The following is a 26,083-nucleotide window of genomic DNA, read 5'->3' as shown; positions in this document are numbered from 1 at the left end:
CTTCCTCAGGTTTTCATGGAACTCATAATTATTGTTGCCGTCGCCCTTTTTCTTGGTGTGGCATTCGCATTTTACAACCGCCTCTCAGATATCGCGCTCAAACTCACTTTTTTGAATGCGCAGATGAAAGAGCTGCATAAGAGCATGGCTGAGCTGCAGGGCCAGCCTCCGAATGCAGCGACTGCTCAAACAGCTCCAACTGCTGCTGAAAAGCCAGCGACGCATCGTGAAACTTATGTGCCGTCTGTGTCGAAGAAGCCATGGATGAGAGACGTGGATGCCAGGGGTGAAGTGGTGAAACCAACGCCACCTCCTGTGCCGAGTAGCATCGCTGCACAAGAAGCTCCGAAAGAGGATGCAAAAGCACAGGCTGCAAAGCGGGCTGCTCTAGCTTCTGAGCAGGCTTCAGTCTCTGAGAAAGGCGACACGCTTGCTCAGAAAAACTCCCAGAAAGACGCTCCAAAATCTGAGCAGAAAGCAGGCTCGCATCAAACCACGCCACCTCAGCCGAAGACTGATCCGGGTGAAGCGTGGTTTACGGGTGTTGCCCGCAGCGTTATCGACAATGTCCGCAAAAACTGGGTTGTCTGGCTGGGTGCCCTGTCGCTTGCTTTCGGTGGAATCTTCTTTGTTCAATACGGAATTGAGAACGGCGTCCTCTCACCAGCCATGCGCATCAGCTGTGCGCTGGCCTTTGGTGTCCTGCTGATTGCTGGCTCCGAGTTCTTCCGCTTCCGGCAGAAAGAGGCGCATGTTGATCCGTTCGGCCCACTGGTTGCAGCGGCCAGTGGTGGTCTTGCCTCTCTATTTGGCGCCACAGTGGGCGCTTATTCGCTTTATGGGTTGATTGGCCCAACGACCACCTTCATCGGATCGGCGCTTGTGTCATGGCTCGCGATTGGCGGTGGCCTTCTTTATGGCCCAGTGCTCGCGACCATTGGTATTCTCGGAGCCTATTACTCCCCGCTGCTGGTGGGCGGGTCAGAACCGTCCGCTCTGCTCTATCTCTATTTTGCGATGGTGCTGGCAACAAGTTTTGCGGTTGAACGCTTGCAGCGCTGGATCTGGCTATCCACACTCAGCGTCCTTTCCGTTTTCGTCTGGGTATTCCTGTTGCAGATCCAGATGCCGGAGCAACAACTGACACCGCTCATGCTGGCCGCAATTCTGGCGCTGACGATTACGGTGCCTGCCTTTGGTTTTCCGCCGAAATCAACGATCTCCAGCTGGCCATTGGACAACACGTTTTGGGACTACAAGAAGACCTATCCAGCTTTGCTAAGCTATGCGGTGACAGGTCTCGTGCTCCTGACCGGGTTGTTCTTTGCGGGTGAAGACATGGGTCTGGCGCGGCCAATGACGCTGATGTTCGCCGGTTTGCTGGTCGCCCATGTGTTCTTTTTGAGTAAAGCGGAAAGCCTTGACCTGATTGGACCAGCACTGCTTGCAGGCTTTGCGTTGATGATGTGGATGCCGAAGGCGCTGGCCTGGCAATCTGTGCCAGACGATAAGCTGTTCTATCTTTCTGTTCTGGCGGTCACGATTACCGCTGTGACAGGTGGCAGCTTGCTGCGTGGTCAAACTTCAACGCGTGCGTGGTTCTGGAACTGGTCTGCCGTCGCCTTGCCAGGTCTTGGTGCGGGGATCTATTTTATCTATACGGCCCTGCACGCGCCAGAGCTGCTGAGCGCTATCGGAGCCTTTGGCTACCTGTTTGCGCTTGCTCTGCAAGTTTGCGTGGCGGTCTATTTCCGCAAGTCAGCGCATAAGTTTGAGTTTGGAACTGAGGGCAGTGCTGCCCTTGCCTTCCTGCTATTCCTACCATTTGCCTACTACTTCTTTGGCGAGATCACGCTTCCGATGGTTCTCATGATCGGAGCTGTTGTTGTTCTTGAAATCTCAGATCTGTTTGGGCTTAGCATAGCGCGAAAGGCGTTCTTTGCTTACCTGAGTGGCATGGTCTTCTTCACCACGCAGCGTTACATCGACGGATTTGGCGAAGCGGGGTACGCAGACATTTCGCTGCTGTTCCTGCCAGTGCTTGCGCTCAGCGCATTTGGCTGGTGGCGCGGCCAGCAGCGCGGGGATGAGAGCGAAGCAGTTGTGTTTGAAACGACTGTCTGGGCAGCCCTGTCCCTGTTCTTCTGCGCCTTGCTTCAGGTGTTCTACCGCGATCAGGGCGACATGCCGATGTATGTGATGCATGGGTCCTATGCCTTTGTTCTGGCAATTCAGGTTTCCGTTCAGCTGAAGCGGATGAGCTTCTCAAATTCCTTCGCCAAGTTGAGACGAGGGCTATTCCATTGGTACTGGGCCATTGCAGTGTTGAACTGTCTGGTTGCGATTTTGGCCAACCCACTGGCTCGGGACCACGTCTTCGGCTATTTCCCGATTGATAGCCTCTCAATTGCCTATCTGTATCCTGCTCTGGCGTTGTTGCTGGCAACTGAGCGCTTCTGGACCCGTGAGGCTTACCTGCAAAACGCGACACGCGGTCTGGCGGGCGTCTTACTGGTTATGTTTGTCGGGTTGGAGATCCGCGCCTTCTGGCAGGGGCCTGTGTTGACAGGTCGTGGTGTGGTTCTGGAGGAACTCTACAGCTACACCGTCGCGATGCTGATCTTCTCAGTTGGGCTGATCGCGTTTGCCTCTGTGAAGCAACGTAAACGAGTTGGGCAGGCTGGACTGGTGTTCATTATCATCACCTGCCTGAAAGTGTTCTTCATCGACATGTCGGGTCTTTATGGTCTTGCCCGCGCGACATCGTTCATTGGTCTTGGACTAACACTGGTTGGTATTGCCTGGGCAAACAAACGGTTCTTGTCGTTTGACACGCCAGTTGAAGAGGAAGAGCCGGAGCTCAAGCCTCAGCAAGATCAGGCTTAACTCATCAAAAGGCCGGAGAGAACAAACACGTCTCTCCGGCCTATTTTGTTAGGCTGGTGCAAGTTCACCAGTTGCCTGTAAGTGGGTGTTCATCACACTCAGGAAGGTGGTCAGGTCAATGTTGCCACCCGTCAGGATCACGCCTGCCCGTTTGCCCTGCAAATTGTGTTTGTTCGCCATCAGGCCGGCTAGTGGTGCTGCCCCTGCCCCTTCTGCCAGATTGTGGGTGTCTTTGTAGTAGGCCGCCATCGCTTCAACAATCTGCGCCTCGCTCACGCTGACCACATCTTCCGCACCTTTCAGGATGATCTCCAGCGGCTGTGCCTGCGGATCGCGGCAGGCCATCCCATCTGCGAAGGTGTTGGCTGTGTCCGTCTGAATTGCCTTGCCAGCTTTAAAGGACAGTGCAAAGGCAGCTGCGTTTTTAGCGGTCACGCCAATGATCTTGGTTTTCAGGCCGAGCAGATCGCGAACCGTGATGAGGCTGCAAATGCCGGAGCCCATGCCAATCGGGACATAGACCACATCCAGATCAGCAACGGCACGGTACAGCTCCAGCGCATAGGTGGAGACACCTTTGACGATGTTCTCGTGGAACGGAGGCACCATATGATAGCCGTGCTTTTCCTGCAGTTGCTGTGCAACCACGCGGCTTTCATCAAAATCCTTGCCGGCAATGATCACATTGGCCCCAAACGCGCGCATGGCGGCGTTCTTTTCCAGTGAGTTGCCTTCGGGCACAACAATGTAAGAGGGAACGCCACTTCGGCTCGCGCCAAGGGCAACAGACTGACCATGATTGCCACGCGTTGCGGTCACCAGCCCGGCAGGCTTTTGCGCAGACTTCATCAGAGCATCCACATAGGTGAACCCGCCACGAGCCTTGAACGAGCCTGTTGGCGTATGGTTTTCATGCTTCACGAAAACATCAACACCACTACGTTCCTTCAGTAATGGCCATGCATAACACGGGGTTTCGGGGACAAACTGCTTAACAATGGTGTGGGCAGCTTCCAGATCCTCTAGTGAAAACAGCGGCATTCGATTTCCTTTTGGCAGTTAAAAACACTTTGCCTTGAGCTTAAAACCTGACGCCGATGATGGCTTTCAAAATACTGACCTAAACGCCTTTGGCGAATGTCCCCTTGTTTGCCGTGGGTTAGTCGGCCTATAGATAGGGCGTCGGAAACAAGAAGAACCTATTGAAGCAACTGAGGCTATGAGTTCAGCGCGGGACATTATCAGCAAATGGAAGCTGCAGTTGTTGCCAAGCCGTGCCTATGCTGTTGCCTACACGGCGGCGCGGGCCTCAATCGGGTTTGCGTTTGAAAGCCAGCGCGGGGCGCATTCTTTTGACAGCGATCGCCGGGTTGATTTCTGGACCCGGCCCAACAGCCTCGCCTTTGTGCCGAGGGGATGCGATGTCACCTCGGAGAGCGAGCGCGGCGGCGAGTATCTAACCTTTACGGTACCAGCTGAACTCCTACCAGATCGCGGAGAGCAGATGCGCTTCAACCATGCCATCTCGCCTGATGCGATCAAAGCTGCTTTTCATCTTCGCAAGGCACTTCTCGCAGCAAAACCTCAGGACACCTTAGCGATAGAAGCTCAGCTTTATGCTCTGCTGGATGTGGTAGAGCAAGTTCAGGCGGGCGCCTATGAAGATCCTCCATCAGCAGCGTCTATGACTGATATGCGGCTGAAACGGGTGGAAGAGTTTGTCGAAGATCACCTTGATCAGCAGATGTCCATGTCTGATCTGGCCGCATGTGTGGATCTGTCAGCGGGCTTTTTCAATCGTGCGTTCAAAAGCGCCACTGGCAAAACGCCCCACGATTATGCGGTGGAGCGACGTGTGGCGCGGGCGCGCAAACTTCTTGGCGCACCACACAGCACACTCAGCCAAGTTGCTTATGCCTGCGGGTTTTCTTCCCACGCACATATGAGCTCGACTTTTAAAAAACGCCTTGGTGTTACGCCGACCCAGCTTATGACGAGGCAGGTTTATCCAGCGCCAGCACGTTCAACTGTTTGACGTGATACTCAAGCACGCGCCAGCCCATTTTCTCATAGAACGGGGTGTTGTCGTCTGAGGCGCACAGATACACACGTGAGTACCCGTTTTCAAACGCCAGTTGGGCCATGCGTGCAACAAGGGCTGTGCCAATACCTTCGCGGCGATGAACTTCCTCGGTCCACACGGCGGCGACCCATGGTGTCAGTTGAGGACGGGCAGCAAAGTCGCTTTCAATCAGCAATGCGCTGCCAAGGTATGTTCCGTCGCGGTGGGCAACAAAGGCGGTGGGGACAGCTTCAGGACAAAGAGCTGCGCGGACTTTGACTTCGATCTCGTCTTGCAAAACGCCTTTGTCTCGCCACCAGGTCTGCCAGATGCGATGGGCAATGGTGGGAATGAAATCGGGGGTTTCGCTCATTTCAGAAAGGGTAAAAGTACGTTCTAAACTTTCCATAGGACTGGTGACCTGTAAAATCTAAATCGGTGTACCTCCTCCGGAAACGCTAATGATTTGTCCTGTTATTTTAGCAGAGCCCGGACCGGCGAGGAAGTTGATCGCTTCGGCTACTTCGTCGGGCTTGATGACGCCCAGATGAGCGTTCTGCTCGACTTTTGAGATGAGGCTTGCAGCAAAAGGATCTCTTTGAAGCTTATCATAAAGAGGGGTTCCACGTACAACACTTGGGCTGACACAATTGACCCGGATGCAATGCTGTTTGGCTTCTACCGCTAGGGCACGGCAGAACATGGAGATGCCTGCTGTTGCAGACCCGACGGCTGTGCTGCCAAAGGTCGGGATTATGGAAACATCCGAGGTTAAACAAATAATTGAACCGCAGCGTTGCTTCGTCATGACCGGATAAACCGCATGAATTGGGTGCAGAATACTGCTCATGAGCGAGGTGATTGTGGGCATGAGCTCTTGCAGTTTCAGCTCATGCAATGGTCTGGGGATGACGCCTCCGCCACCGGTACTAACCAGCACATCGATTCGCCCCATAGCCAGTTCCGCATGGGTAATAGCGGTTTCTGTGCGGCCGGGGTCTGAAGCGTCGCATTGGACAAAATGCAGATAGGCACCGGGAAATTCTGCTGCAAGTTTGCTCAGAGCATTGCGGCCCTTGGTGACGTCCCGTGCGCAAATGGTAAGTTTTTGAAGACCGGATTGGAGGAGTGTTTTGGCAGAAGCAAATCCGATGCCGGATGTGCCTCCGACGATGACTGCTGAGGATTCATTTAGTTTCCGCGCCACAGTGACCTCCAGATGCGACTGAACTCTCGTCGTGATCTTGCTCGCGTAGATGCTCAAAGAGTTGTTTTAGTACAGATGCCGTATGTTTTTGCTCAACACGTAAGAGCCTGACAGGCCAAACAGCAATCAAAGTAACCGGAGCGCTAAGACCTTCCTGACATCTATATGTTTTGCCGCTCGTCACTCAGGCTCGTCGCCAAAGCCGGAAAGAAACGCACCATAATCGATGCTGGCCTCCAGCGTTGTCACTCTTGCTTCTGCGTGGCGCGGATCGAGAAAGATCATGCGTCCGGGCTTGGCGTTGATCTCGAGAAGCTTCGGACAACCTATTTTGTCGACGCCTATATCCAGTCCCAGTTCCCCGATTGGAGAGGTGTGATAGTCGTCCATACGATGGGCAATGGCGAAACCGCATTCCTCCACAGCCGCTTTCACCGCCTCGGCCTTCTTGCCAAACGCGTTGGTGAAGTAATCATCCGGATCAATCACATCCGCGCCCTGGCTGAAGTGGGAGGAGATGCAGCCGTGCGCGCAGACCCTTGGGCCGATCATCAAGCAGCGCCATGTGCCGCTGATGTCCTTTTGCATCTGAACGCGGCAATCGACAGACCTGCCATCGAACGAAGAAAAGTCGAGACTTTGCTGCACCAGATACTGGTCCAGTGACGTATGACTGAAGGCGAACTCAAACGCGTCTTCCAGCTGCATGAAATCCGCATGCGGGCAGGATAAGTCGGTCAACCATTGCAAGCGGTAGCCTTTATCGCGCCTGGACAAGCGCATCAGCAGTTTGCCCCCTCGCCCGTCAACGGGTTTGAGATAAGCGGAGTGATGGCGGTCCAGAATCTTCTTTAAAAGCGGTGGTGTCGGTGCTCGGTGGGTTTCGGGCAGGTACTTGCGCAGCTTTTGCCCGTACATCAGGTGCTCATGCACCTCCCATTTATCAAAGAAGCCGGGATTGTAGATGTGAGAGCCCAGAGCGCGCATCCGGTTCTTCACCGCTTCCACACGCAGTTTGTGCTCTTCATCGCGGGTGTGAATGCGGTTATAAATGGCGGTGGGCAGGGGCAGACCGGGCTGGCGGTGACCGGGCATGGTCTCCCCGGTGATTGTGTTTGTCGCCCAGTTGTAATCTTCAGGCGAAAACAGAAAGGCGATGTAGCCGCAGGTTTGAGCGTATGTCAGCATATCCTGCTGGTGGCGGCGCTCAGGATCGAACTTGCCTGCTCCCATGATGCCAATGGTCGGGCCGATGTGGATGGTGTCCCCGTCCCGCTTAACATGAAGGCCATCGATGAGCGCAAGGCCGAGTTCGTCAAACACATCTGCTGGGAGGCCAAGGGCTGACCTGCGCTCTGTGTTGATTGCCGTTTTGGCAGAAAATCGGTGACAGGCACCTATCTTGAAGGACAGGTGTTCACCGGCTGTGGCGCCGATTTTTTGAAGGGCACCTTTGGAAAAGACCACTTCATTGCTTGAACTGGACACACGATAAAGATGAAGTTTGACAGCGGAAACCACAGGCCCCCCAAGATCAGCTGGAAGTCAGGACAAAACAGGACGAAACCGGTTGGGCCGGACCATACAAGACAGGTTCTCGCCAAAGCCTTGCGGAACTTGGGAAAGCTCTAATGGTTTAGGTTTTTGCGTGTACTTGGGGGCTTTACGACTCAGTGCGAATCTATGACTGATTCACGTGTACACTGCCGGTTGAGAGGAAGGTTCGAACTGTCAAATCGGTATTTCATCGATTTTTGCACATAAACCGTCATGTCCTGGTTTTTTTGTTGGCTTGGCGAATGTGACGTTTCTTAATAAGATTGTTCTGTCTTATTATGGAAATGTTGCTGTAAAATCGGTGGTTTACGCAATATCTGGTAATTCTCCGGTTCCGCAGTACAAGGACAGCGGAAAGAACCTTAACGAACTCTTAATATTGGTTAATACTCGTTAACTATAAAGATATTGACGCGCGTTTTGAAACGGAGAAGGATGCGCTGTGACGGATTATTTTCGCTCTGAACTTCAAAACCGTCATAGAGGTTAAGAGGCAATATGCTGCTCGCTGCTGAACATGATGAAACTTCTGCTGAGAAGATTGCACGCCATTCTGACTTGTTGTCACGGCAACTGCAATCCTTAAGGGAGAAGATGTATCCGCCTGAAGCTATGAAGAAGCTGAAGACGTTTTCTTCGCGCGAGGTTGCAGGCCTGCTCGGCGTTGCCGAATCCAGTTTGCGCCAGCTTTCACTCAACGGCGAAGCAGTTATCCCCGAAAGGCTGGATAACGGCAGACGCATTTATACCCTTCCTCAGATCAACGAATTACGTCGTTATCTGGCTGAAAAACGCCCTGCAGATGCCCTGCGTCTGGACCCGCGCCGCCGCCATGGCGAGAAGATGCAGGTTCTGGCCGTCGCCAACTTCAAAGGCGGCTCTGCAAAGACCACCACAACCGTCCATTTAGCGCACTATCTTGCGCTTCAGGGCCTGCGTGTGCTCGCCATCGACCTTGATCCGCAGGCCTCCTTGTCTGCCATGTTCGGGTATCAGCCAGAGTTCGATGTTGACGAGAACCAGACGCTTTATGCTGCGATTCGTTATGACGACGAGGAGCGCGTTCCACTCAGCCATGTTATCCGCAAAACTTACTTTGATGGACTCGATCTTGTCCCCGGTAACCTGGAACTGATGGAATATGAGCACGAAACCCCGCAAGCAATTGCTCAGGGGCTTTCGCGCGGCGATGGCATGTTCTTCCGCCGCATGGCGACCGTCCTGAAGGAGGTGGAAGATGATTATGATGTTGTGCTTATCGATGCGCCGCCACAGCTGGGGTATCTCACCCTTGGCGCGCTCTATGCAGCAACCGGAATTGTCATCACCGTGCATCCGGCCATGCTGGACGTGTCATCCATGAACCAGTTCCTCTCCATGACCTCAGAACTGCTGGCGGTGATTGAAGAGGCTGGCGGCACCCTGAGCCACGATTTCGTGCGTTACCTGCTAACACGCCATACACCTCATGATGTGCCGCAGGTGAACGTTGCAGCGCTTCTGCGAGGTCTTTTTGGTGAGGATGTGCTGGCGGCGTCCATTGTGGAGACCACAGCGATTGCGAATGCAGGACTGGAAAAGAAGAGCCTTTACGAGGTTGAGCGCGGAAACATGACCCGCGATACCCTCAATCGTGCTCTTGAATCGGTCGATGCAGCCAATACGGAAGTGTTCCAACTGATCAAACAGGTATGGGGTCGTCCATGAACAAGGCAACTGATCGTTCCAAGAAGATGCGTGCCATGTTTGGCGGTGTTGATCCGGCTGAGCTGGCGAAATCGCCCGGCCCTGCCCCGTCCATGACGGCGACAACGAAACAACGCGTTTCTCCGGGGGCGATCAAGTCTATGCGCAACACCTTCTCCAACGTGGAGAAGGAGAACGAAAAGCTGCGCCAGATGATCGAGGACGGCAGTGTCGCGCATGAGCTGAACACGGAAGACCTTGACCCATCCTTTGTGTCTGACCGTATGGTCGTGGCCAATGATGAGGATTTTGAGAAGCTCAAGGCCTCCATCTCTGCCAGCGGCCAGCAGGTGCCTATTCTGGTGCGCCCGCATCCGGACCTGCCGGATCGTTATCAGATCGCATTTGGTCACCGTCGTTGGCGCGCCTGTAAAGACCTTGGCATCTCGGTTCGCGGGATCATCAAAGAGCTTTCAGATGAAGCCCTTCTGATTGCTCAGGGTCAGGAAAACCATGAGCGGAAGAACCTGTCTTTCATCGAGACAGCGTTGTTTGCCTCACGTCTGGCAAAGACATTCCCGCAGACGGTCATTTCCAAGGCGATTGGTAAGGACGCGACCACCGTATCCAAGCTGCTCAAGCTCATGAATGCCCTGCCAGAAGAATTTGTCCGCGAGATCGGCCCTGCGCCAAAGATCGGACGTCCAAGATGGGAAGAGCTTGCTGGTCATTTCACTCATGGCCAGTTGCCTGATCCGTTCAAGGCCCGCGTTGATGCCGTGATGATCAGTGCCGACTTTGAGCTTTCTGCAAGTGACGAGCGCTTCAGCGCGATCCTGTCTGCCTGCAAGTCTGCCGAGACAACGGCAGCAGTCACAACTGGTTCTATCGCCACAGCCGCTAAGAGCTGGATTGGCGACAAGCAGATCCTGATGAAGGATGGTCCGAATGCGCTGAGCTTTCAGGTGGATGCGAAAAAGCAGCCTGAACTTGCCGCGTTTTTGAAGCGCCGCCTGCCGGATCTGATGGATGAGTTTGAAGAAGAAATTCTGAAGGAGGATGCATGACGGTCTAGTTACGTCTCTTCCAAAGAAAAACGGTCCTGCTGACGGCAATCAACAAGACCGAAATTCCTTGGGTACAAACAAACGATAGCGCTCGATGTAACCCTTTTTTGCATCTTCAAATTACTTCGAGACGCGGTACGAATCAACCCTTCACCAAGGTGTTGAAGCGTATTTCTGCGTGCTAATCGCCAGTTTGTCCCGTTTATCCTCAGTTTGGGGAGGATGTTTTGCGTCCTGACCCATGAGAACACCTACTAGACTTAGTAGGTGAACGGTGTAGCTATGCAATCTGTTGGTTCAGTGGCGTCGTTCAGAAAACTGACGCCGGCAATGGTTGCCAGTCAAAAACTGGCGATGGCCAATGACATTGTGAAGACGACAAAATCAGAGGTCGCAATGGCTTTGAAGAAGGCCGCGCCTGCTTTGGGAATTGATGGGACCACCTATCATATTCTCGATATTCTGATTGGCCTGACGGCTGCAGAGGACTGGTCGCAGGACCGCCGTCCGCTTGTCGCAATTTCTAATGAAAAACTCGCTGAGTATGTCAGCCGCTCCTCTCGTACTGTCGTGCGTTCGTTACGCAGGCTGGTAGAAGCTGGTGTTCTTGCTTACAAAGATAGCCCAACGGGACGTCGTTACATCTACCGCGCTGGTGAAGATCGTCAGATTGAGCGTGGCTATGGGTTGGATTTCTCTCCGGCACGTCAACGCCTGACTGAACTAAAGCAGATTGGTACTGAGTTTGCAGCCCGTCTTGCCCAGGAAAAGGAAGCCAAGCGTACAATAAGCCGGCTTTCAAGAGCTATGGCAGACCTGTTCCGTCTTGCCAGCCTTGAGGAACTGGAAGTCTCAGAGATCGCATCCGCATTCAATGAGTTGATGGACCAGCCAATGGGTGTTGTTGACCGCGCTGAGGCACTGACCATGCTTCATGAGCTTTTAGTAGCTCGCTTTGAAATGAACGAAACACCAGCGGAAAAGGGTGCTGCTGATATTGCTGAACATGATGTTTTTTTTGATAGAAACTCAGAAATGTCATGCGCAGAAGACAAGGATGTCACCCCATATAATAATACAACCTCTCAAGACTCTTGGAAAAAAAGTAAGCAACAGCCGAACGCGTCTAACGACGCATCCATAAATACAAACAAATCAGGTTACACCCGATTTGAAATGGCTCCTGAAAAGGAACCAAAAAGCGAAACTCGTGCCACAAGCCAAAAGCTGAGCAAAGCTGAAAATCTGAACTGGTCAGAACATGTTGATCCTCATGAAAGCGATCAGTTCTCCCCTCTCCTGTCTGAGGTTTCCCTTGGGTTGATCAGTTCAGCAACTGCAGAAACTCAAGCTGCAATTGGGCTCGATCTTTCCAGCTGGAGCAGTTTGATTGACGCGTCCGATGACATGCGTTTGCTGATTGGCCTCTCTCAAAAAGGCTGGTTTGATGCAAGAAAACGAGTTGGCGATTATACGGCTTCTGCGGTTTTGATCACCACGGTTGAGAAAGCCCTGCGCGATCCGGAAAGCATTGCACGACCGGCTGGATATTTCCGCGCTTGTGTTGACCGGGCAATTGATGGAAAGCTGGCCTTGCACCGCACGTTGTTTGGTCTGGCCGCCTCCGGGTCCTCTGTTGCAGATAACTAGCGCTGGGTTGGGTGGTTTGCCCTTAGCAATTAGAATTGGATGTGAAACTCATGGCTCATGGATCAGCTACAACGCAAATGCCTCTGATCACGTTGTTTCAGGAGGACGACAAACAGGAGCTGCGTGATTTTCTGGCGTCGGCCTGGACACAGGCCCATGAGGATGAGTTGGGCACTGAGCTGACCAAACAATTGGTTGCAAGGCTGGAAAGCGAAGATCTGGGTGGCGTTGTTCCTGGAGAATACGGGTATCTATACCTTGCCAAGAGCGAGCAGAAGATCGTCGGGTCTTTGGCCTGTGCCCTTCGCGGCGAAGTGGTCTTTATCTGGGCGTGTTATCTGGCCAGCGACTTTCAGCGCAAAGGGTTGGGCCGAGCTCTGATGAAACAGGCTGTCTCCGAGTTCCCTGAGGATAAAGTCGCCGGAATCTATGTGCTTGAAGGGAATGAGGAAGCCAAGCAGTTTTACCAAAAGCTCGGCTTCATTGATTGCGGCGAGGCCGAGTTTGAGGTCATTGCCGACACCTACACCCCTGCACGCGTTATGCAAGTTCGCATCGCAAACCTGAACTTGGGTTGATCTCTGTTTCTATTGGAGAAAGCGGCAAGCAGATGCCGCTTTCTTTAATGTTAAGTGACTGGCTGGATATCCGCCGCACCCTTACAGTTCTTGCTTATCATTGTGCTGCGAATTGCTTCTCTCTGCCCTTTCAAAGAAGCAATCTGTGGAGCTATATTGTCGCCAGATAGGCTTGAAACTGGAAGGCCAATCAACACTACACCGACGATGTCGTTTGTACGGGCATTGTTTTGTTGCTCAGCAGCTGAGGTGTACGCGCGGTCAATGTTCTGAAGCTCGCTTCGAAGAGCCTTACATGATCTGCCTTCATAAAAGCTTGTTGAGGTGTAAGCTGGAGCGATGCTCTCTGGTTTTTTTGCGCATGCTGTAATGATAAGTGCGAGCGAAAGAGCCAATAGGCCAGAAGATATCTTTTTCAAAGGTGTATTCCATTTTTGATTTACAACTCTGGATACACATTTCTTTTGTGTTGCTCAATATTAGCTCCGCTCGTTTACTGGCTTATTTGGTGGCTCCTTTGCAACAATCTGGTGATTGGTGTTTTGATAGAAAATCGGTACTGCATAATTTCTGCATTCGGCGCTTTGCTCTATGCTGCTATTGATTAGCTTTGGTCAGGTGCTGAGGTAACATGAAAGCAGATGTCCTTAATAGACGCCCGAAAACCGTGCGCAATTGGGGGCAACTGGATCTATAAGAAACTATGCTTTTTGAACTTCCAGATAACAAAGTGCTTTATCAGGCGCTGATTGATCGAAATCCGGACTTTGATGGTCGGGCCTATGTTGGTGTGCGCTCAACCGGAGTGTTTTGCCGCCTCACTTGCCCTGCCCGCAAGCCAAAGTTTGAGAATTGTTGTTTCTTCGAGACCATTTCCGAATGCTTTGAAGCTGGGTTCCGCCCTTGCAAACGCTGCCATCCGGTGGGCACGTCTGCCGAGAACGATGAAGTTGTGACCCGGTTGCTGTGTGAGTTTGAAGCCAAACCGCACCATAAATGGTCCGAGTCCGATATTGCGAAACTTGGGTTAGATCCTTCCACCGTTCGCCGCAGCTTCAAACGCCAGTTCGGGATTACGTTTCTGGAAATGGCCCGTCTTTCTCGTTTGCGTGATGGATTTGAGACGCTTTCCGACGGTGGCAAGGTGGTTGATGCGCAGTTGGCCTCAGGGTTTTCGTCTCCAGATGCTTTCCGGCAGGCCTTTGCCCGGTTGCTGGGATGTAAACCGGCAGAGTTGAAAGGCGATGGTCTGCTCAAGGCGGATTGGTTCGATACTCCGCTCGGCGCGATGATTGCCGTGAGCGATGACCGCGCACTTCATCTGCTGGAGTTTGCTGACCGAAAAGCCCTGCCTGCAGAACTTGCCCGATTGCGCAAACAGGTAAAGGGAGATCTGGGCCTTGGCCGGACTTCACCGACTGACCAGATCTCGTCAGAACTGCGCGAATTCTTTGAGGGCAAACGACTGGATTTTGATGTGCCTTTGGTGATGCATGGCACCGAGTTTACCAAGGATGTCTGGCGCGAACTGCGCCAAATTCCAATTGGGGCCACCAAAAGTTACAGCCAGCTGGCGAAGCAGATGGGAAAGCCCAGTTCCACCCGCGCCGTTGCCCGCGCCAATGGAGCAAACCAGATTGCCATTGTTATTCCGTGCCACCGCGTGGTTGGAATGGACGGAGGCCTCACCGGATATGGCGGCGGTCTCTGGCGAAAACAGAAATTGATTGACGTTGAATTGAAAATAGCAAGATCGAAGGGCCTTATTGATGTCTCAGGCTGATAAAGCAAAACAGTTCGCCGCTTTGCATAAAAAAGGTGAGCCTATCGTCCTCTACAACATTTGGGATGCGGGTACGGCCCAGGCCGCCACAAAGGCAGGTGCCAAGGCCGTTGCAACGGGAAGCGCATCAGTTGCTGCGGCGCATGGGTATGGAGACGGCGAAGAAATCCCACTTTCCCTGGTCGAAATTATAGCAAGCCGCATTGCGGAAAGCGTGGATGTCCCCTTCTCTCTCGATTTTGAAGGCGCCTATGCAGATAGCCCTGCGGATGTGAAGGAGAATGCGGCTCGGATTATCAAAACGGGTGCTGTTGGTGTCAATTTTGAGGATCAGAAGGTCCACGGCTCCGGCCTTTACTCCATTGATGAGCAATGTGCGCGGATTGCAGCCTTTCGGGACGCTGCAGATGAAGCAGGCATTCCGTTTTTCATCAATGCGAGAACTGATCTGTTTTTGCAGGAACCAGATGCCAGCAAACATGCTGCCTTGGCAGAGGAAGCTGTGCTGCGTGGACAGCGCTATGCCGAGGCTGGTGCCAGTGGGTTCTTCATTCCGGGCTTAACTGATCCTGACCTGATCGCTCAGATTTGCGAGGCCGTGCCACTGCCTGTGAATGCTTACATGATGAAGGGCATGCCTGAAATCGCCAAGCTTGGAACGCTTGGCGTTTCGCGGGTGAGCTTTGGGCCGGGACCTTATCGGGAAGCAATGGTTGATCTGAAGCGGAAAGTTGAAACCATACTTGGTTGAAATGAGAGGGGAGCATATGCTCCCCTTCCCTTTTTGTAGGCGCCCTGTCTTATTTGCCTTCTTTGAATTTCTTTCTCATTTTATCGCGCATTTCCTGCTGCATCGCGCTGAACTTTTCCATCTGCTCTGCGCTGAGAACCTGAGCCATCTGCTCATTCATCTTTTCTCTGGACGCTTGCATTGGACCACGAACTTCGCGCAGTTGTGAGAGGGTTGGCTTCTTGCCACGCTCAATGCCAGCATCTTTCAGGATCGCGCGGCGTTCTTCCATGGATTGCTTCATGATTGGGCGGACTTTTTCTTTCTGCTCATCCGTCAGCTGTAGCTTTTCAGCCATCATTTCCAAACGTTGACCCTTGCCAGGATTCGCCTGGGCGATGAGAGGTGTTGCAAAGAGGAGAGACAGGGAGAGAGCGATTGCCTTGAACATGGGGGCTCCTTTTTTTTGTAAGTCGATAGCTCATGAAGACAGTGCGTGGACGCTGCGTTAAGTGCAAACCAATTAGTGTAAGAGAACGTCTTCGTTCTGATCCTTGTGACAGGTCGTTACACTTTCACTAACCCATTAAAATTATTGGGAAATATTCTATTCAGGTTATCTCGCATTTTCATAAAGATATGCCCGCCTCGGGTATGAGGCGGGCACTGTTGCCAGCATTGGGATTTAAGGCAACTTTAAAGGTGAAGCTCAGTCAAAAAGATCCTGACGAGCTTCGGTTCTGCGAATGACACGGCGCGCGGTTGCTCTGTCCTGACGGCGGTCCCATGCTTTGGGGGCGACAGCGACCGGGGCCGGAGTGACAACTGTTGTGGTCGGGGCTGGTACAACAACTGCAGCAGGCGCCGCATTCATTCGGCAGATCTGGAGTGGATTGCGTCCGGAGTCATAAATGGCAACGCATCCGGTTAATGAGTTTGTCTGAATAATCGTCTTGGTGCCGTTGCTGTCGTAAAAAGTCAAAGCATCGGCGAAAGCTGCGCCAGAAAGAGTAACGAGAGCGGCGCTTGCAATAGCAATTCTTTTCATTCTGATCTCCGGTGGTTCGGTCGTCCAACATGTCTGTTTGGGGTAAAGACACTGTTTGATTGCGTTGAAGGGACTATCGGAGATCAGTTGAAAGAGAGCAATTTGAGTTTTGTAATCGGCTGTCGCTCATCTTGAACTCTGACAAACTCGGTTACAAATTGGGCAGATAAGCGTCGTTGATGGATACATTTTGATGCACACCATCGCAGTTTTCTGCCGATTTTGGGGAAAAGTAACGCACAAGCAGGTGAGTTTGGCAGGGCGTGGGTGACTTGGCAGCTGCCAACAATTGCTGCCAAGTCGGAGTTTTAAGAGGCGGGTTGCACCAGTGAGACGTCGAGGATCTCTGTCCCTCCAATGAGGAACTCGCTGAGTGTTTCGCGGTGCTCAGGCGTCAGCTTCACCCACTCATCCCGCAGGCGGTCGAGGCACTTCTTCTGGTATTTGAAGATGTCTTGCGTAAAGAAACCTTCTGGCAGATCCGCTGTGAAGGTCGCCTCCCCTTTGTCGATGGCATTGGAGTTCGCTAACAGGAACGGTAGATAAGTATCGCCTGCCATCTTAAGAAGCTCTTTGACTGCCGGAGTAAGCTCGGTGATCCAATCACCGTCAAAACCGGAGGCGTCATCTATGTGGTCAAGCCAGCGGAAGACGAAAGGGAACTCCTTTTGCAACATGGCAGACGGGGTTGGGTCGTCTTTGAGTTGGTAGAGCTGGCCGAAGAGAGCCACATCTGCCAATGAGGCCATATCGCCAAACAGGAAATGCTGCTTAGACAGAACCGCTTGTTCCAAAATAGAAAGCATACGCTTGGTGGATGCTTCAATGATCGGCGCTGTTTCCGGTGTGCATCCAACCTTCGGCATGCGGCTGATCTGGCGGGCACCAAACTGCTGACCCATTGCCTTGATGGTTTTTTCATCCAGACCAAGACAAGCGTCGTAAAGCAACCAGCTCGGCACGATCTTTCGGTCTTCCTCATAAAACCACCGATAATGGAACATGGCTTTCACAAGCCACTCGTCTGCCATGTCCTCAATCAGGTAACACGCGAACCGTATCAGTGGATCGTCGGGAACAAGCGACCTCCCCTCCCCTTCTGCCTCCAGGTCCAAAAGCAGCGGAGTGGAATCGTTCACCCAGGTCTCATCCGGATACTTGACGACAGGGATGACTGGAATCTTCACATGCTTGGTCGGGCTGTTTGGCCCCATAGGTGCGCAGAGTTTCCATGCGTGTGGAATGCGTTTCGCTCGGAACGCTGCACGCACCTTCATTGAGTATGGTGACCCCAACGCGCCGTGTATTTCAAAATTCCCCATATTCCCCTCCCCTGACTTGGCAGATTCTGAATTCCCTCAGGTCCACTGCCAAACTTGGTTTTTAAATGTCGTTCAAGATCGCTCCATCACCCTGCCACCGGATCTCCTCTCCCCTCTCCATCTGAGCCATCATGTTCAAAATGGCGGCTGGATTTTCCATTGGCAGGAAGTGAGTGTGATCAGGAACGTAAATGTCTTTTGCATTGGGCATGTTCTCTGCCAGCAGCTCCCAAGTGGGCGATGGTGAGAAATCATGCAAGGGTTCATCTGGTTGCCGACGACGTGCGCGTACAATTGTCGTTGGCACAGTCACAGCATCCAGAAGCGGATAAATGTGGTCTCCGTAACAAGTGCGATAAACCTCTGCTTCAGCATCTGGTGGACAAGCGAGTTGGTATCCTTCGCTCTGCTCTGAAGCGACTAATCCGTGGTCGCAGTAATCCTGCAAAATTTCTGGCAGCCAGCTGTTGTATGGTTTGCGGGTTTTGAACCGCTCAAACATCTCGTCTACATCCGCCCACTGGTTTCGTCGCCGGGCAACCGGATGGTCCTGATCTGCAATTTGCTTGAAGAACGGAAGCAGCGGTTTAGGAAACACGACCGGATCCAACAGAAGAATGTTTTTGTAGAGTTCAGGAAACTTGGCAGCTGCCAAGATAGACAAATGACCTCCACAGGAATGGCCGACACCGAAGACTTGATTGAGCCCGAGTTGCTCGACCACTGCGAAAAGATCATCTCCCAGATCAGTCCAGAGTTTCGGTAAGGCGGCGTTGTCGCTTTGGCCATGACTGCGCATATCCCATGCTATGACATGGCGACCGGGAAAATGCTTGATGATGTAATCCCAGACGCGTCCATGAAATCCTGTGGCATGGAGAAGCAAGAATGTAGGACCTTCGCCCGCCCATTCATGAAGACAGATCTTATGATCTCCCGTATGGACGAACTTCTGAATGGGGGTATCTGAACGCATGGAATTTCCTCTGCAGCAATGTCAGAAGAAGTGTAGTCATACCGTATGGGAGAACAAGCTCTACCAAAGCAGAATAGTGATTTTATTTCGAAATTCTCGACTTGGCAGCTGCCAAGTTTGGTAAGATTGCCTAGGACATTGGGAATGCATTTTCAATTGGTAGCTCGACCTCCGGCATAAAGCCTTTCACTTCGATGCTCATTGTAGCTCCGCTTGTCGTTGTGTCCTGGACGTCGACTTTGGTGACAGTTTCCCAATCTTCGTTATGATCTTTTCCGTCTAAATCGACTTGCACTGCGTATTGTCCTGCTTGATTTTCTATTATGCGAATAAACTGGTCGGGAAAGTGATAATGTTGATCCCATAATTTATCACTATAATCTTCGAGCAATTTGGATAGATCTATAACGTCTCGGTCTCCGCCTGAAGAGCTGTTCAGTTGGAAGTCTGTGATGTGATCTGCTGCTCCATCGAGTTGCTCGAAGAAGAAGATATCATTGCCTTCACCACCTGTAAGTTCGTCTGATCCGGCTCCGGCAGTCAGTTGGTCGTTGCCTTCAAAACCATTGATCACATCATCTTCATCGGTGCTTTTCAGAGTGTCGTCGCCGGCTGTCCCGTCAATCTGGTTCCTTGGATCGGCGGCATCGTCATCTGGATTGGAGTGAACTTGAATACTGGAAATGGACGGGTTGGAGTTCCCATCCTCGGATTGAACAACGATAGAGAGGCTGCGCGCCTCCAAGCTTTCAGATGTGGTTGTGAAGGTGATTGAGTTCAGCAAATTCTGATAGGTCGAAGCATCGGCTACTCCAGAGAACGTGAGTGTCATAACTCCGCTGCCGTAGTCTTCCAGTTGGCTGGAGACGCCATCGACATCCAAGAAGTTGAGATGATCCCCATTTTGTGCATTGAAGAGTTTTAGAGTCAGACCCGAAATCTCATCCTGAACTCCATCGATCTTGGCAGACTTGGCAATTGCCAAGTCGTCATCTCCAAGCTGAAAGGATGCCTCAAAGTGTTGCTGTTCCAATGGCTCTGGCTGGACTATTGAAACTGTCAGTTCCTCAATTCTCAATGTGTCTGCGGCAGTGAGATCCGCTGGTGCAACCAAACGGATCGTTGTCGCAGATGAGATGTAATCGCTTAGATCAAGGTTGATCGTCTGAGACTGAGTGTGACTGATCAGACTGGAAATCTCGCCAATCTGGTGGACGGAGCCATCAGCCAACAGGGCTTCAATGTAGAAAGACTTCGCCGGGTCGTTCAACGCGAACTCTGCTGCGTATGTGAGTTGGATTGAGGCACTTTGCGCGCCTGTCAGGTCAAACGTTTTGCTGATGCAGGCGAGATTGTCGTCTCCCTCTGAAGACGAACCGGATCGATCTGAGAGAACCAATTCGCCAGTATCGGCGTCTATGTAGATATCTGAGGAACCATCACTGGCGGCTTTAGCTTCTCCATCATCTCCACTTTCTACCCAAGGCGTGGATTGAATTTGGCCCATTAGCTCAGAAGAATACGAGGTTTCATCGAAAGTCCAGCTGACTTGGTAACTGCCAGGTTCTCGGGTGTGAAGGAAAACGATGGGCGGTGCAGCGGGCGTACTCGGGCCTTCGGTGACTTCAATGCGGAACTGTTGAGCAGCCTCCGCGCCAGAACTATCTTTCGCGACTACAGTGATCTCATAGATGTTGTCACCGTCCAGATCCATGGGTGCTTCGAAGGATACATCTTCTTTCCAGCTTACCTGGCCGGTCTGCTCGTCGATGTTGAAACGGGCCTTGTCAGACCCTTCGAGAAAAAAATGGAGAGGGTCTCCATCAGCATCTGAAGCATTTGCCGTGAACACAGTATCGGGACCATCATCCTCGACACTCATGTGAAGCGGCGTATCCTGGCCGACGCCAGAAAAGATCGGTGCGTCGTTTTCCGGCGATAGCTCTATAGAAACAGTGACAGTATCACTGCGCTCTCCATCCGCATCCTCAATGTAGTAACTGAAGCTGTCCGAGCCATTGGCGTTGGGGTGACCCGTGTAGCTAAATGTATTGTCCGGGTTTTGCGAGAGATGACCCTTGGCAGGTGCCAAGATGATGCGAACAGTGAAGCCTTCACTGCTGAGAGTATCATTGCCTAACAGATCTAACACAAGCGGTGTATCTTCCGTACCAGAAAACTGATCAGGGGACGCCGATGACTTTCCATCCGAGATGCTGAAGGTGAAGTCCAGAGGGATCGTGTCTCCGTCACCGTCAGAAGCCACTGCTGAAAACGATAGTGAAACCTCGCTTGCTGATGTGTGGTCAATCGGTGTGAAGAACTCGACTTCGTAGTTTCCTGATCCGGTTGGATCCAGTTTGATCGTGAAAACAAGCGTGCCATCCTGCGTCTTTGCGCTGAGTTGATTGCCCGTACCTTCAATGGAGTAATAGACCTGAGCGCCGTTGACAGTGAAGGGAGCAAGGCTGCCGCTCATGCTGGAAGAGAAGGTGAGCATCGTTGCAGACTGTGTGTCGGCGCCCCAATGAACGTTCAAATCACCACTTTGAACGATCGAGGCTTCATCGTTCATACGCGCTTCGAAGAGAGCATTTTCTGAAAGACTCAGCGCTTCAGGCGCAGAACTGAGGATGGGCGTGCTGTCTGTAATCGTGATTTGCAGCTGACCATTAACGGCGTCCCCATCTGCATCACTTGCAACATAATGCAGTTGAAACTGTTCAATGCCTCGAGCATGGTTCAATGGCGCATGCTGATCGACAGAATACGCGCCACTGCTGGAATTCAGCGTCGCGGTGAAAATTGCCGTCGTATTTTGGAAAAGCGTCAGTTTCTCGCCAGTCAAATCCCAGCTGAAGCCGGAAGGGAGAGCGGACTGTGTCCATGAAACCTGCCCTCCATCTACACCAGTTGAGATGGGGAGTACACCGGTTAAGGCATGAGTATCCTCAGCAAGTCCATGTCGTGGCGCACGTGAAGTAAATACGTCGTCACTTAAACTGAGATGGACCGGTTCCCCGACTTCCGGATTGTCGTCTTTGATAGACACCTGAAAGTGGCCCGCAGCGGTATCGCCATCTCCATCCGTAATCACATAGGGAAGGCTGATTGTTTGCTGGTCTACCCCATTATGGTGTTGCAAGGGATTGTGCTGTTGAACGGCGTAAGCACCTTTGCTCTCTGTAAACTGAGCGGTGAGAATGAGCGTATCGCCTTGCAGAACGGTGAGCTGTTGCCCCTCGATGATGTAGATCAGCCCCTCGGGATCATCAGGTAACTGCCAGCTGATCGTGGCAGTGTCTGCTCCTGCTGAATGAGGCAGATACTCAGAGGAATAACTCAGCTCGGTTTGAGTACTCAACTGGCTTTCGTCAAAGCTGATCTGGTTGAGCGGAAATGCTTTCGGCGCATCATCCAGCGAAGAGACCAGAAGCTTGCCTTCTGTCGTCTGGCCTTGCGTGTTGGTTGCGATGAAACTGAGATTGAAGACGGCGTCTGCATCAGCTCCATGATTGATCGCGCTGTGTTGCGTGACGCTATAAGTGCCCGTTGTTGAGTTGAGCGTGACTGACAAAACAACTTTGTTGCCTTGCAAGATCAGGAGTGTTTGCCCCTCTTGATGAAAGCTGAACCCTTCCACCGGAGATGCTGTGTTCCAGGATAAGACGACCGGACCTTGCGATGCATTGATCGGCAAGTCTCCTGAGGCTGTGGCTTCAGCGGGATTGCCTTCTGACCCTCCTGGAAGTCCGGCTTCTGAAACTGTAGCCGTCAGGTTCCATTCCGACGGCATCGGATCATCTTCAACGCGGATGTCCAGATGAGAAACAAGAGTGTCACCATCTGCATCTTTTGCAATGAAACGGAAGCTCATTAAGAGATCCAGCGCACTGCCCGTGTGATCCAACGGTGCAAACTGCTCATAGCTGTAGGTGCCGTTTGGTGTATTTGGGTCCAGCGTGACCTTTAAAACAAGTGTTCCATCACCTTTCAAACCCTTCAATATGTGTTGGCCTTGCGGTCCAAACTCAGATTGAAAAAGAACCCGCGCACCGCCACAGGTAATATCGAGCGGATCACCTGAGCGGCCGAGTGGGCGTCCGGCAGCATCAAGTGTAAAGAGCAGTGCGCGGGAGTTGGTTCCATCCACGCCGAAATCAAGAGCGAGACTATCGCTGACTGAAATACTGTTGGATGTGCGAAAGGATGCTTCCTGAACAGAATGGACAGGAAGATCACTTGCCCGGGTAACTGTGCTGTTTGGTTGAACGTATAGATCAGAGACAGATAACCGTGGAACAATGATGTTCTCTGATTGTGTGTTAAGAGCGCTTACAAGTGGAACAGCCTGATAGCTATCCTGCGTGTTTTCAGAAAGCTGATCAGGCTGTGTAAGACTGTTCAGCTTTTCAAGCGCTGGTTGGTGGTGAACTGGCTGCAAACTTGTTTTGGATATGGGCTGCCAATTGGTTTCATCTGAGGACTTGTCAGCATCCTCCGTTTCTTTCTGGGCAGGGGAGGGGAGGTCAACTTGAAAGCTGCCAAGTCTTGGTGCCGTCTCGACTTCAACGGCCTTAAGAAACTGGCTCTGTGTTGTGAGCGGACCTGATGGCATCAAAATGAAGAATTCGTTGGCAGGTCCACCAAAGAACTGTTCAATGACAACAATCTGCCCATTGCCATCCAAAATATGAAGCTCGTTTCCATCACGGATGAGTTTTGCTGTGCCGATGGTTTTGGAGAGGTCAACAAGCTGGCCTTGCTCCCGAACCATCAAGATTGGTGTTCGGGAGGGCGCGAGCGGCTCGGCAAGCAAGATTGGCGGTGGTGCGGACTGAGAAGGTGCAGTCGCGGGCGTTGCGGTCAGGTTCGTCATGGCTGCGTCTCCTCTTTCTTTCGGTTTACTCTGTGCTTATTTGACGTGCTGGCGTGCCAGATGCTTCCTGCGGGCGAGCTTCTTCTTTTCAAGCAGCCGGGGGGAAAGCCCCAGATACAACAGTATGTCTGACTGTCTGGTTCTCGCCTGAAAATGCAGGCGCACGAGGTCAGCTTCAGAGACCGCCAGCTTCAGGTCTGCTTTTTGCAGATCATTGAGGGCACTCAGAAACTCCGCAAACAATGCCGGATCAACCAGATTGGCCGCGCGGGCCTGATGATAGGCACGTGCCCGCCGAGCTGCATAAAATTGCAGCTGTTTGTGCTGGTCAACGGCGCGCTGAAAACGCTTCTCAGTTCTGCGATTGTCTCTTGTGAGCGTAGACCCGCTGAAGAGAGACGGACCGAGGGAAGACTGCAGATTTGATGCGCGCGCTCCAGTCAGCTCAACGTACTTTGCATGTGCAGTAATGAGTTGACTTTTCGCTGAAATACTCAATTTATTCAATGTGTTAATGGTGTGCTCGGATGCTTTCCCAACAAGCTCAAGGGCCTCAGGAGAATGGACGCCTTCAGTATCTGTTAGCGTGCTGGTAAATGCCTTCAACTCACTCTCAGATTTGCTGTAAATCTCAAGAGTTCGGGTGTTCAGGTGAAGCGCCAGATAGGCCTCAAGAACGCTCAGGCAAAGGTCGTTCTTCTCTTGCTCTGATGCCTTGATCCAACTCCCGCCAGTTTCAGCTGTGGTGAAGAGGAAGCTATCTTCTACTGCGTCGCGAAACGTGGTTGCACCGCTGGATGTGACCATGAAGGACGCAACAATCATGCTGGCAAATTGATAAAACCAACCATGTTTGAAACACCAATTTTGCCACTGTTTCATGACGCCCCCTCAAGGCGCCCAATCCACCCTCCGGCAGCACCTCTCCTCTTAAGAATTCATTAGCATTTGCATCTAGGGAACCTGAATTGGTTGAAAGTGACAATTCTGAAAACAGGGTAGAGAGATAACGTAGATTTAAATATGGGGTGTTGTTTTTGAGGGGGCGCTTTCCGCAAGGCAAAGGATCTTGTTCATACGCCACCGTGGGGGAGGGGGTATTCGTTCATGCTGAGACGAGGCAAGAAAAAAGAGGCCCGGTGGCCTCTTGATGTATTTTGGGAAGGTGTATGCACGTTGGTCAGCAGCTCAAACATCCTGAGCAAAGCGCAAGCCTACTCAGCATGGTTCTGGTTCGATAACCCTATGCAAACTTGCGGCGGGCATCTGCTGCAAGGCCAAGGCCAACAGCGCCAAAGACGTTGCCTTCAACCACAGACGCGTTTGGCATCAAGGACTTGAAGTGTTCGCGCAGCATCGGGATGCGGGTTGTACCGCCAGTGAGGAACATGCTGTTGATCTGATCTGCGGTTACGCCAGCCTTGTTCAACGCTTCCTGAATGGTGGCTTCGATTTTGCCAACGGATGGGCCGATAGCGGCATGGAAATCAGCGTTGGTTGCATCAACTAGAACGTCTTCTTCTTCCAACTCAATTTTGAGACTTGCGATCTCTGCAGAGGACAGGTCGATCTTGGTCTGCTCCACGCGGGTTGCCAGCATGTGGCCGTCTTTTGCGCGGATCACTTCGCGCAGACGTTCCACCAGATCAGGCTGCGCTGCTTCGCGGCGCACTTCCCCCAATTCCCGCAGGATATTAGGCGAGTAAAGCTGGTTGATGAACTGCCAGGTTGCCAGATCAAAATAGTATTTTGAGGGCAGGGCGCGTTTGCCATCTTTGGTCAGCGTTTTATAGCCCAGATGCGGCATAACCTGCGCAAGTGAGAGCAACCGGTCAAAGTCGGTTCCGCCGATATGAATACCGGTATTGGCGAGAATATCACTGGTGCGGTCTGCTGCGGTTTTGCGTTCTGGTGAAACGCGAATGACGGAAAAGTCGGCGGTACCGCCACCAATATCCAGTACCAGAATAAGCTCTTCGCGCGTTACTGTTTGCTCATAGGCCAGCGCCGCTGCAATAGGCTCATACTGAAAGGCAATGTGCTCAAACCCTTCCTGACGGGCGATCCCTTCCAGCGTTTTTTCTGCTGCACGGTCAGCAGTTTCATTGCCATCGATGAAATGCACCGGACGCCCCAGAACCACGCTGGAAACGTTCTCCTGCATGTGCGTATCCAGCTTGCGTTTCAGCTGGCGCAGGTAGAGCGCAATAATATCTCTGAATGCCATACGGCCGCCCATGACAGCCGTTTTTTCCTGAATGAGGGAAGTGCCCAAAACGCTTTTAAGCGCCTGCATAAGGCGGCCCTCATCGCCCCTGATGTACTCTTCCTTGGCTTTGCGTCCATAAACGATCTGCTCGTCTTCAAAATTGAAGAAGATGGCAGACGGCATTTCGCTGTGGCCGTCTTCGAGCATCACAAGTTCAGGGCTTGCGCCGGAAAAGATGCCCACGGTTGAGTTGGAGGTTCCAAAATCAATGCCTGCAAATGCGCTGTTCATTTTTTAGACCTCTCATCACGCCTCAAGTCAGGCAAAGGTGGACGGCTGCCAGACAATTGGCGGCACCAATGGGTTTTCAGTTTCGGGATACCTCCCTAGGCATTGGGGAGGGCGAGCTTGATACACGCTGCTTTACGGGATTGCCAGTGAAT

20 protein-coding genes are annotated in these 26,083 nt (G+C 52.2%); 8 read left to right on the top strand and 12 right to left on the bottom strand.

Annotated elements, in window-relative coordinates:
- Window positions 1-15: 15 nt before the first annotated feature.
- Window positions 16-2,886 (top strand): DUF2339 domain-containing protein, encoded by a 2,871-nt coding sequence (locus tag PsW74_RS02260; protein WP_063287639.1) that lies wholly within the window; start codon window positions 16-18, stop codon window positions 2,884-2,886.
- Between the two features lie 48 nt (window positions 2,887-2,934).
- Here PsW74_RS02260 and PsW74_RS02255 read toward each other — a convergent pair whose 3' ends face one another.
- A complete protein-coding gene (locus PsW74_RS02255; protein WP_082830448.1) occupies window positions 2,935-3,927 on the bottom strand; it encodes a threonine dehydratase in 993 nt (330 codons plus the stop codon).
- 178 nt (window positions 3,928-4,105) lie between these two features.
- Here PsW74_RS02255 and PsW74_RS02250 point away from each other — a divergent pair, with 178 nt between their 5' ends.
- Window positions 4,106-4,921 carry an AraC family transcriptional regulator gene (locus PsW74_RS02250; protein ID WP_063287640.1) on the top strand — a complete coding sequence of 272 codons (816 nt, stop codon included), beginning with the start codon at window positions 4,106-4,108 and terminating at the stop codon, window positions 4,919-4,921.
- Here PsW74_RS02250 and PsW74_RS02245 read toward each other — a convergent pair.
- The 3 genes from PsW74_RS02245 to PsW74_RS02235 form a co-directional block, all read right to left on the bottom strand.
- Window positions 4,875-5,357 (bottom strand): GNAT family N-acetyltransferase, encoded by a 483-nt coding sequence (locus PsW74_RS02245; RefSeq protein WP_063287641.1) that lies wholly within the window; start codon window positions 5,355-5,357, stop codon window positions 4,875-4,877. The two genes, PsW74_RS02250 and PsW74_RS02245, sit on opposite strands and share 47 nt — an antisense overlap.
- Window positions 5,358-5,378: 21 nt before the next feature.
- The gene (locus PsW74_RS02240) at window positions 5,379-6,155 is read right to left on the bottom strand and encodes an SDR family oxidoreductase (RefSeq protein WP_057462925.1); all 777 of its coding nucleotides are present in this window, start codon (window positions 6,153-6,155) and stop codon (window positions 5,379-5,381) included.
- A gap of 180 nt (window positions 6,156-6,335) precedes the next feature.
- A complete protein-coding gene (locus PsW74_RS02235) occupies window positions 6,336-7,676 on the bottom strand; it encodes a YheC/YheD family protein (protein WP_063287642.1) in 1,341 nt (446 codons plus the stop codon).
- Window positions 7,677-8,210: 534 nt separating this feature from the next.
- On the opposite strand from PsW74_RS02235, the gene repA reads away from it, so the two are divergent.
- The 4 genes from repA to PsW74_RS02215 all read left to right on the top strand — a co-directional run bounded on the left by repA (window position 8,211) and on the right by PsW74_RS02215 (window position 12,693).
- Window positions 8,211-9,419: a plasmid partitioning protein RepA gene (gene repA / locus PsW74_RS02230; protein WP_057462928.1), complete on the top strand. Its 1,209-nt coding sequence runs from the start codon at window positions 8,211-8,213 to the stop codon at window positions 9,417-9,419.
- A complete protein-coding gene (repB, locus tag PsW74_RS02225) occupies window positions 9,416-10,465 on the top strand; it encodes a plasmid partitioning protein RepB (RefSeq protein ID WP_063287643.1) in 1,050 nt (349 codons plus the stop codon). The genes repA and repB overlap by 4 nt, the downstream gene beginning before the upstream one ends.
- Before the next feature lie 282 nt (window positions 10,466-10,747).
- Complete coding sequence (gene repC / locus PsW74_RS02220; RefSeq protein WP_063287644.1) at window positions 10,748-12,115, top strand: plasmid replication protein RepC; 1,368 nt, start codon at window positions 10,748-10,750, stop codon at window positions 12,113-12,115.
- Between the two features lie 50 nt (window positions 12,116-12,165).
- Window positions 12,166-12,693, top strand: a complete 528-nt coding sequence (locus PsW74_RS02215) for a GNAT family N-acetyltransferase (protein ID WP_063287645.1) — start codon at window positions 12,166-12,168, stop codon at window positions 12,691-12,693.
- A gap of 50 nt (window positions 12,694-12,743) precedes the next feature.
- On the opposite strand, the gene PsW74_RS02210 is transcribed toward PsW74_RS02215, so the two are convergent.
- Complete coding sequence (locus PsW74_RS02210; RefSeq protein WP_206598989.1) at window positions 12,744-13,112, bottom strand: hypothetical protein; 369 nt, start codon at window positions 13,110-13,112, stop codon at window positions 12,744-12,746.
- A 284-nt stretch (window positions 13,113-13,396) separates the two neighbouring features.
- On the opposite strand from PsW74_RS02210, the gene PsW74_RS02205 reads away from it, so the two are divergent.
- Complete coding sequence (locus tag PsW74_RS02205) at window positions 13,397-14,476, top strand: trifunctional transcriptional activator/DNA repair protein Ada/methylated-DNA--[protein]-cysteine S-methyltransferase (RefSeq protein ID WP_063287647.1); 1,080 nt, start codon at window positions 13,397-13,399, stop codon at window positions 14,474-14,476.
- Window positions 14,463-15,227, top strand: a complete 765-nt coding sequence (locus tag PsW74_RS02200) for an isocitrate lyase/phosphoenolpyruvate mutase family protein (RefSeq protein ID WP_063287648.1) — start codon at window positions 14,463-14,465, stop codon at window positions 15,225-15,227. Before PsW74_RS02205 ends, PsW74_RS02200 begins: the two co-directional genes overlap by 14 nt.
- 49 nt (window positions 15,228-15,276) lie before the next feature.
- Here the strand turns inward: PsW74_RS02200 and PsW74_RS02195 are convergent, their stop codons facing one another.
- The 7 genes from PsW74_RS02195 to PsW74_RS02165 all read right to left on the bottom strand — a co-directional run bounded on the left by PsW74_RS02195 (window position 15,277) and on the right by PsW74_RS02165 (window position 25,931).
- Window positions 15,277-15,657: a hypothetical protein gene (locus PsW74_RS02195; protein ID WP_063287649.1), complete on the bottom strand. Its 381-nt coding sequence runs from the start codon at window positions 15,655-15,657 to the stop codon at window positions 15,277-15,279.
- Between the two features lie 258 nt (window positions 15,658-15,915).
- The gene (locus PsW74_RS02190) at window positions 15,916-16,254 is read right to left on the bottom strand and encodes a hypothetical protein (RefSeq protein WP_057462935.1); all 339 of its coding nucleotides are present in this window, start codon (window positions 16,252-16,254) and stop codon (window positions 15,916-15,918) included.
- A gap of 308 nt (window positions 16,255-16,562) precedes the next feature.
- Window positions 16,563-17,576: a glutathione S-transferase family protein gene (locus tag PsW74_RS02185; protein WP_063287650.1), complete on the bottom strand. Its 1,014-nt coding sequence runs from the start codon at window positions 17,574-17,576 to the stop codon at window positions 16,563-16,565.
- Window positions 17,577-17,637: 61 nt separating this feature from the next.
- Complete coding sequence (locus PsW74_RS02180; RefSeq protein ID WP_063287651.1) at window positions 17,638-18,552, bottom strand: alpha/beta hydrolase; 915 nt, start codon at window positions 18,550-18,552, stop codon at window positions 17,638-17,640.
- A gap of 130 nt (window positions 18,553-18,682) precedes the next feature.
- The gene (locus PsW74_RS02175; protein WP_063287652.1) at window positions 18,683-23,431 is read right to left on the bottom strand and encodes an Ig-like domain-containing protein; all 4,749 of its coding nucleotides are present in this window, start codon (window positions 23,429-23,431) and stop codon (window positions 18,683-18,685) included.
- 36 nt (window positions 23,432-23,467) lie between these two features.
- The gene (locus PsW74_RS02170) at window positions 23,468-24,313 is read right to left on the bottom strand and encodes a hypothetical protein (protein ID WP_063287653.1); all 846 of its coding nucleotides are present in this window, start codon (window positions 24,311-24,313) and stop codon (window positions 23,468-23,470) included.
- Window positions 24,314-24,674: 361 nt separating this feature from the next.
- Entirely contained in the window at window positions 24,675-25,931 is a 1,257-nt protein-coding gene (locus PsW74_RS02165) for an Hsp70 family protein (protein ID WP_063287654.1), read from the bottom strand.
- Between the last annotated feature and the right edge of the window lie 152 nt (window positions 25,932-26,083).

This window comes from Pseudovibrio sp. W74, from assembly GCF_001623085.1.
Classification (GTDB): Bacteria; Pseudomonadota; Alphaproteobacteria; order Rhizobiales; family Stappiaceae; genus Pseudovibrio.
The sequence above is the reverse complement of the archived record's forward strand: the minus strand, read 5'-3'. Positions and strand labels throughout refer to the sequence as shown.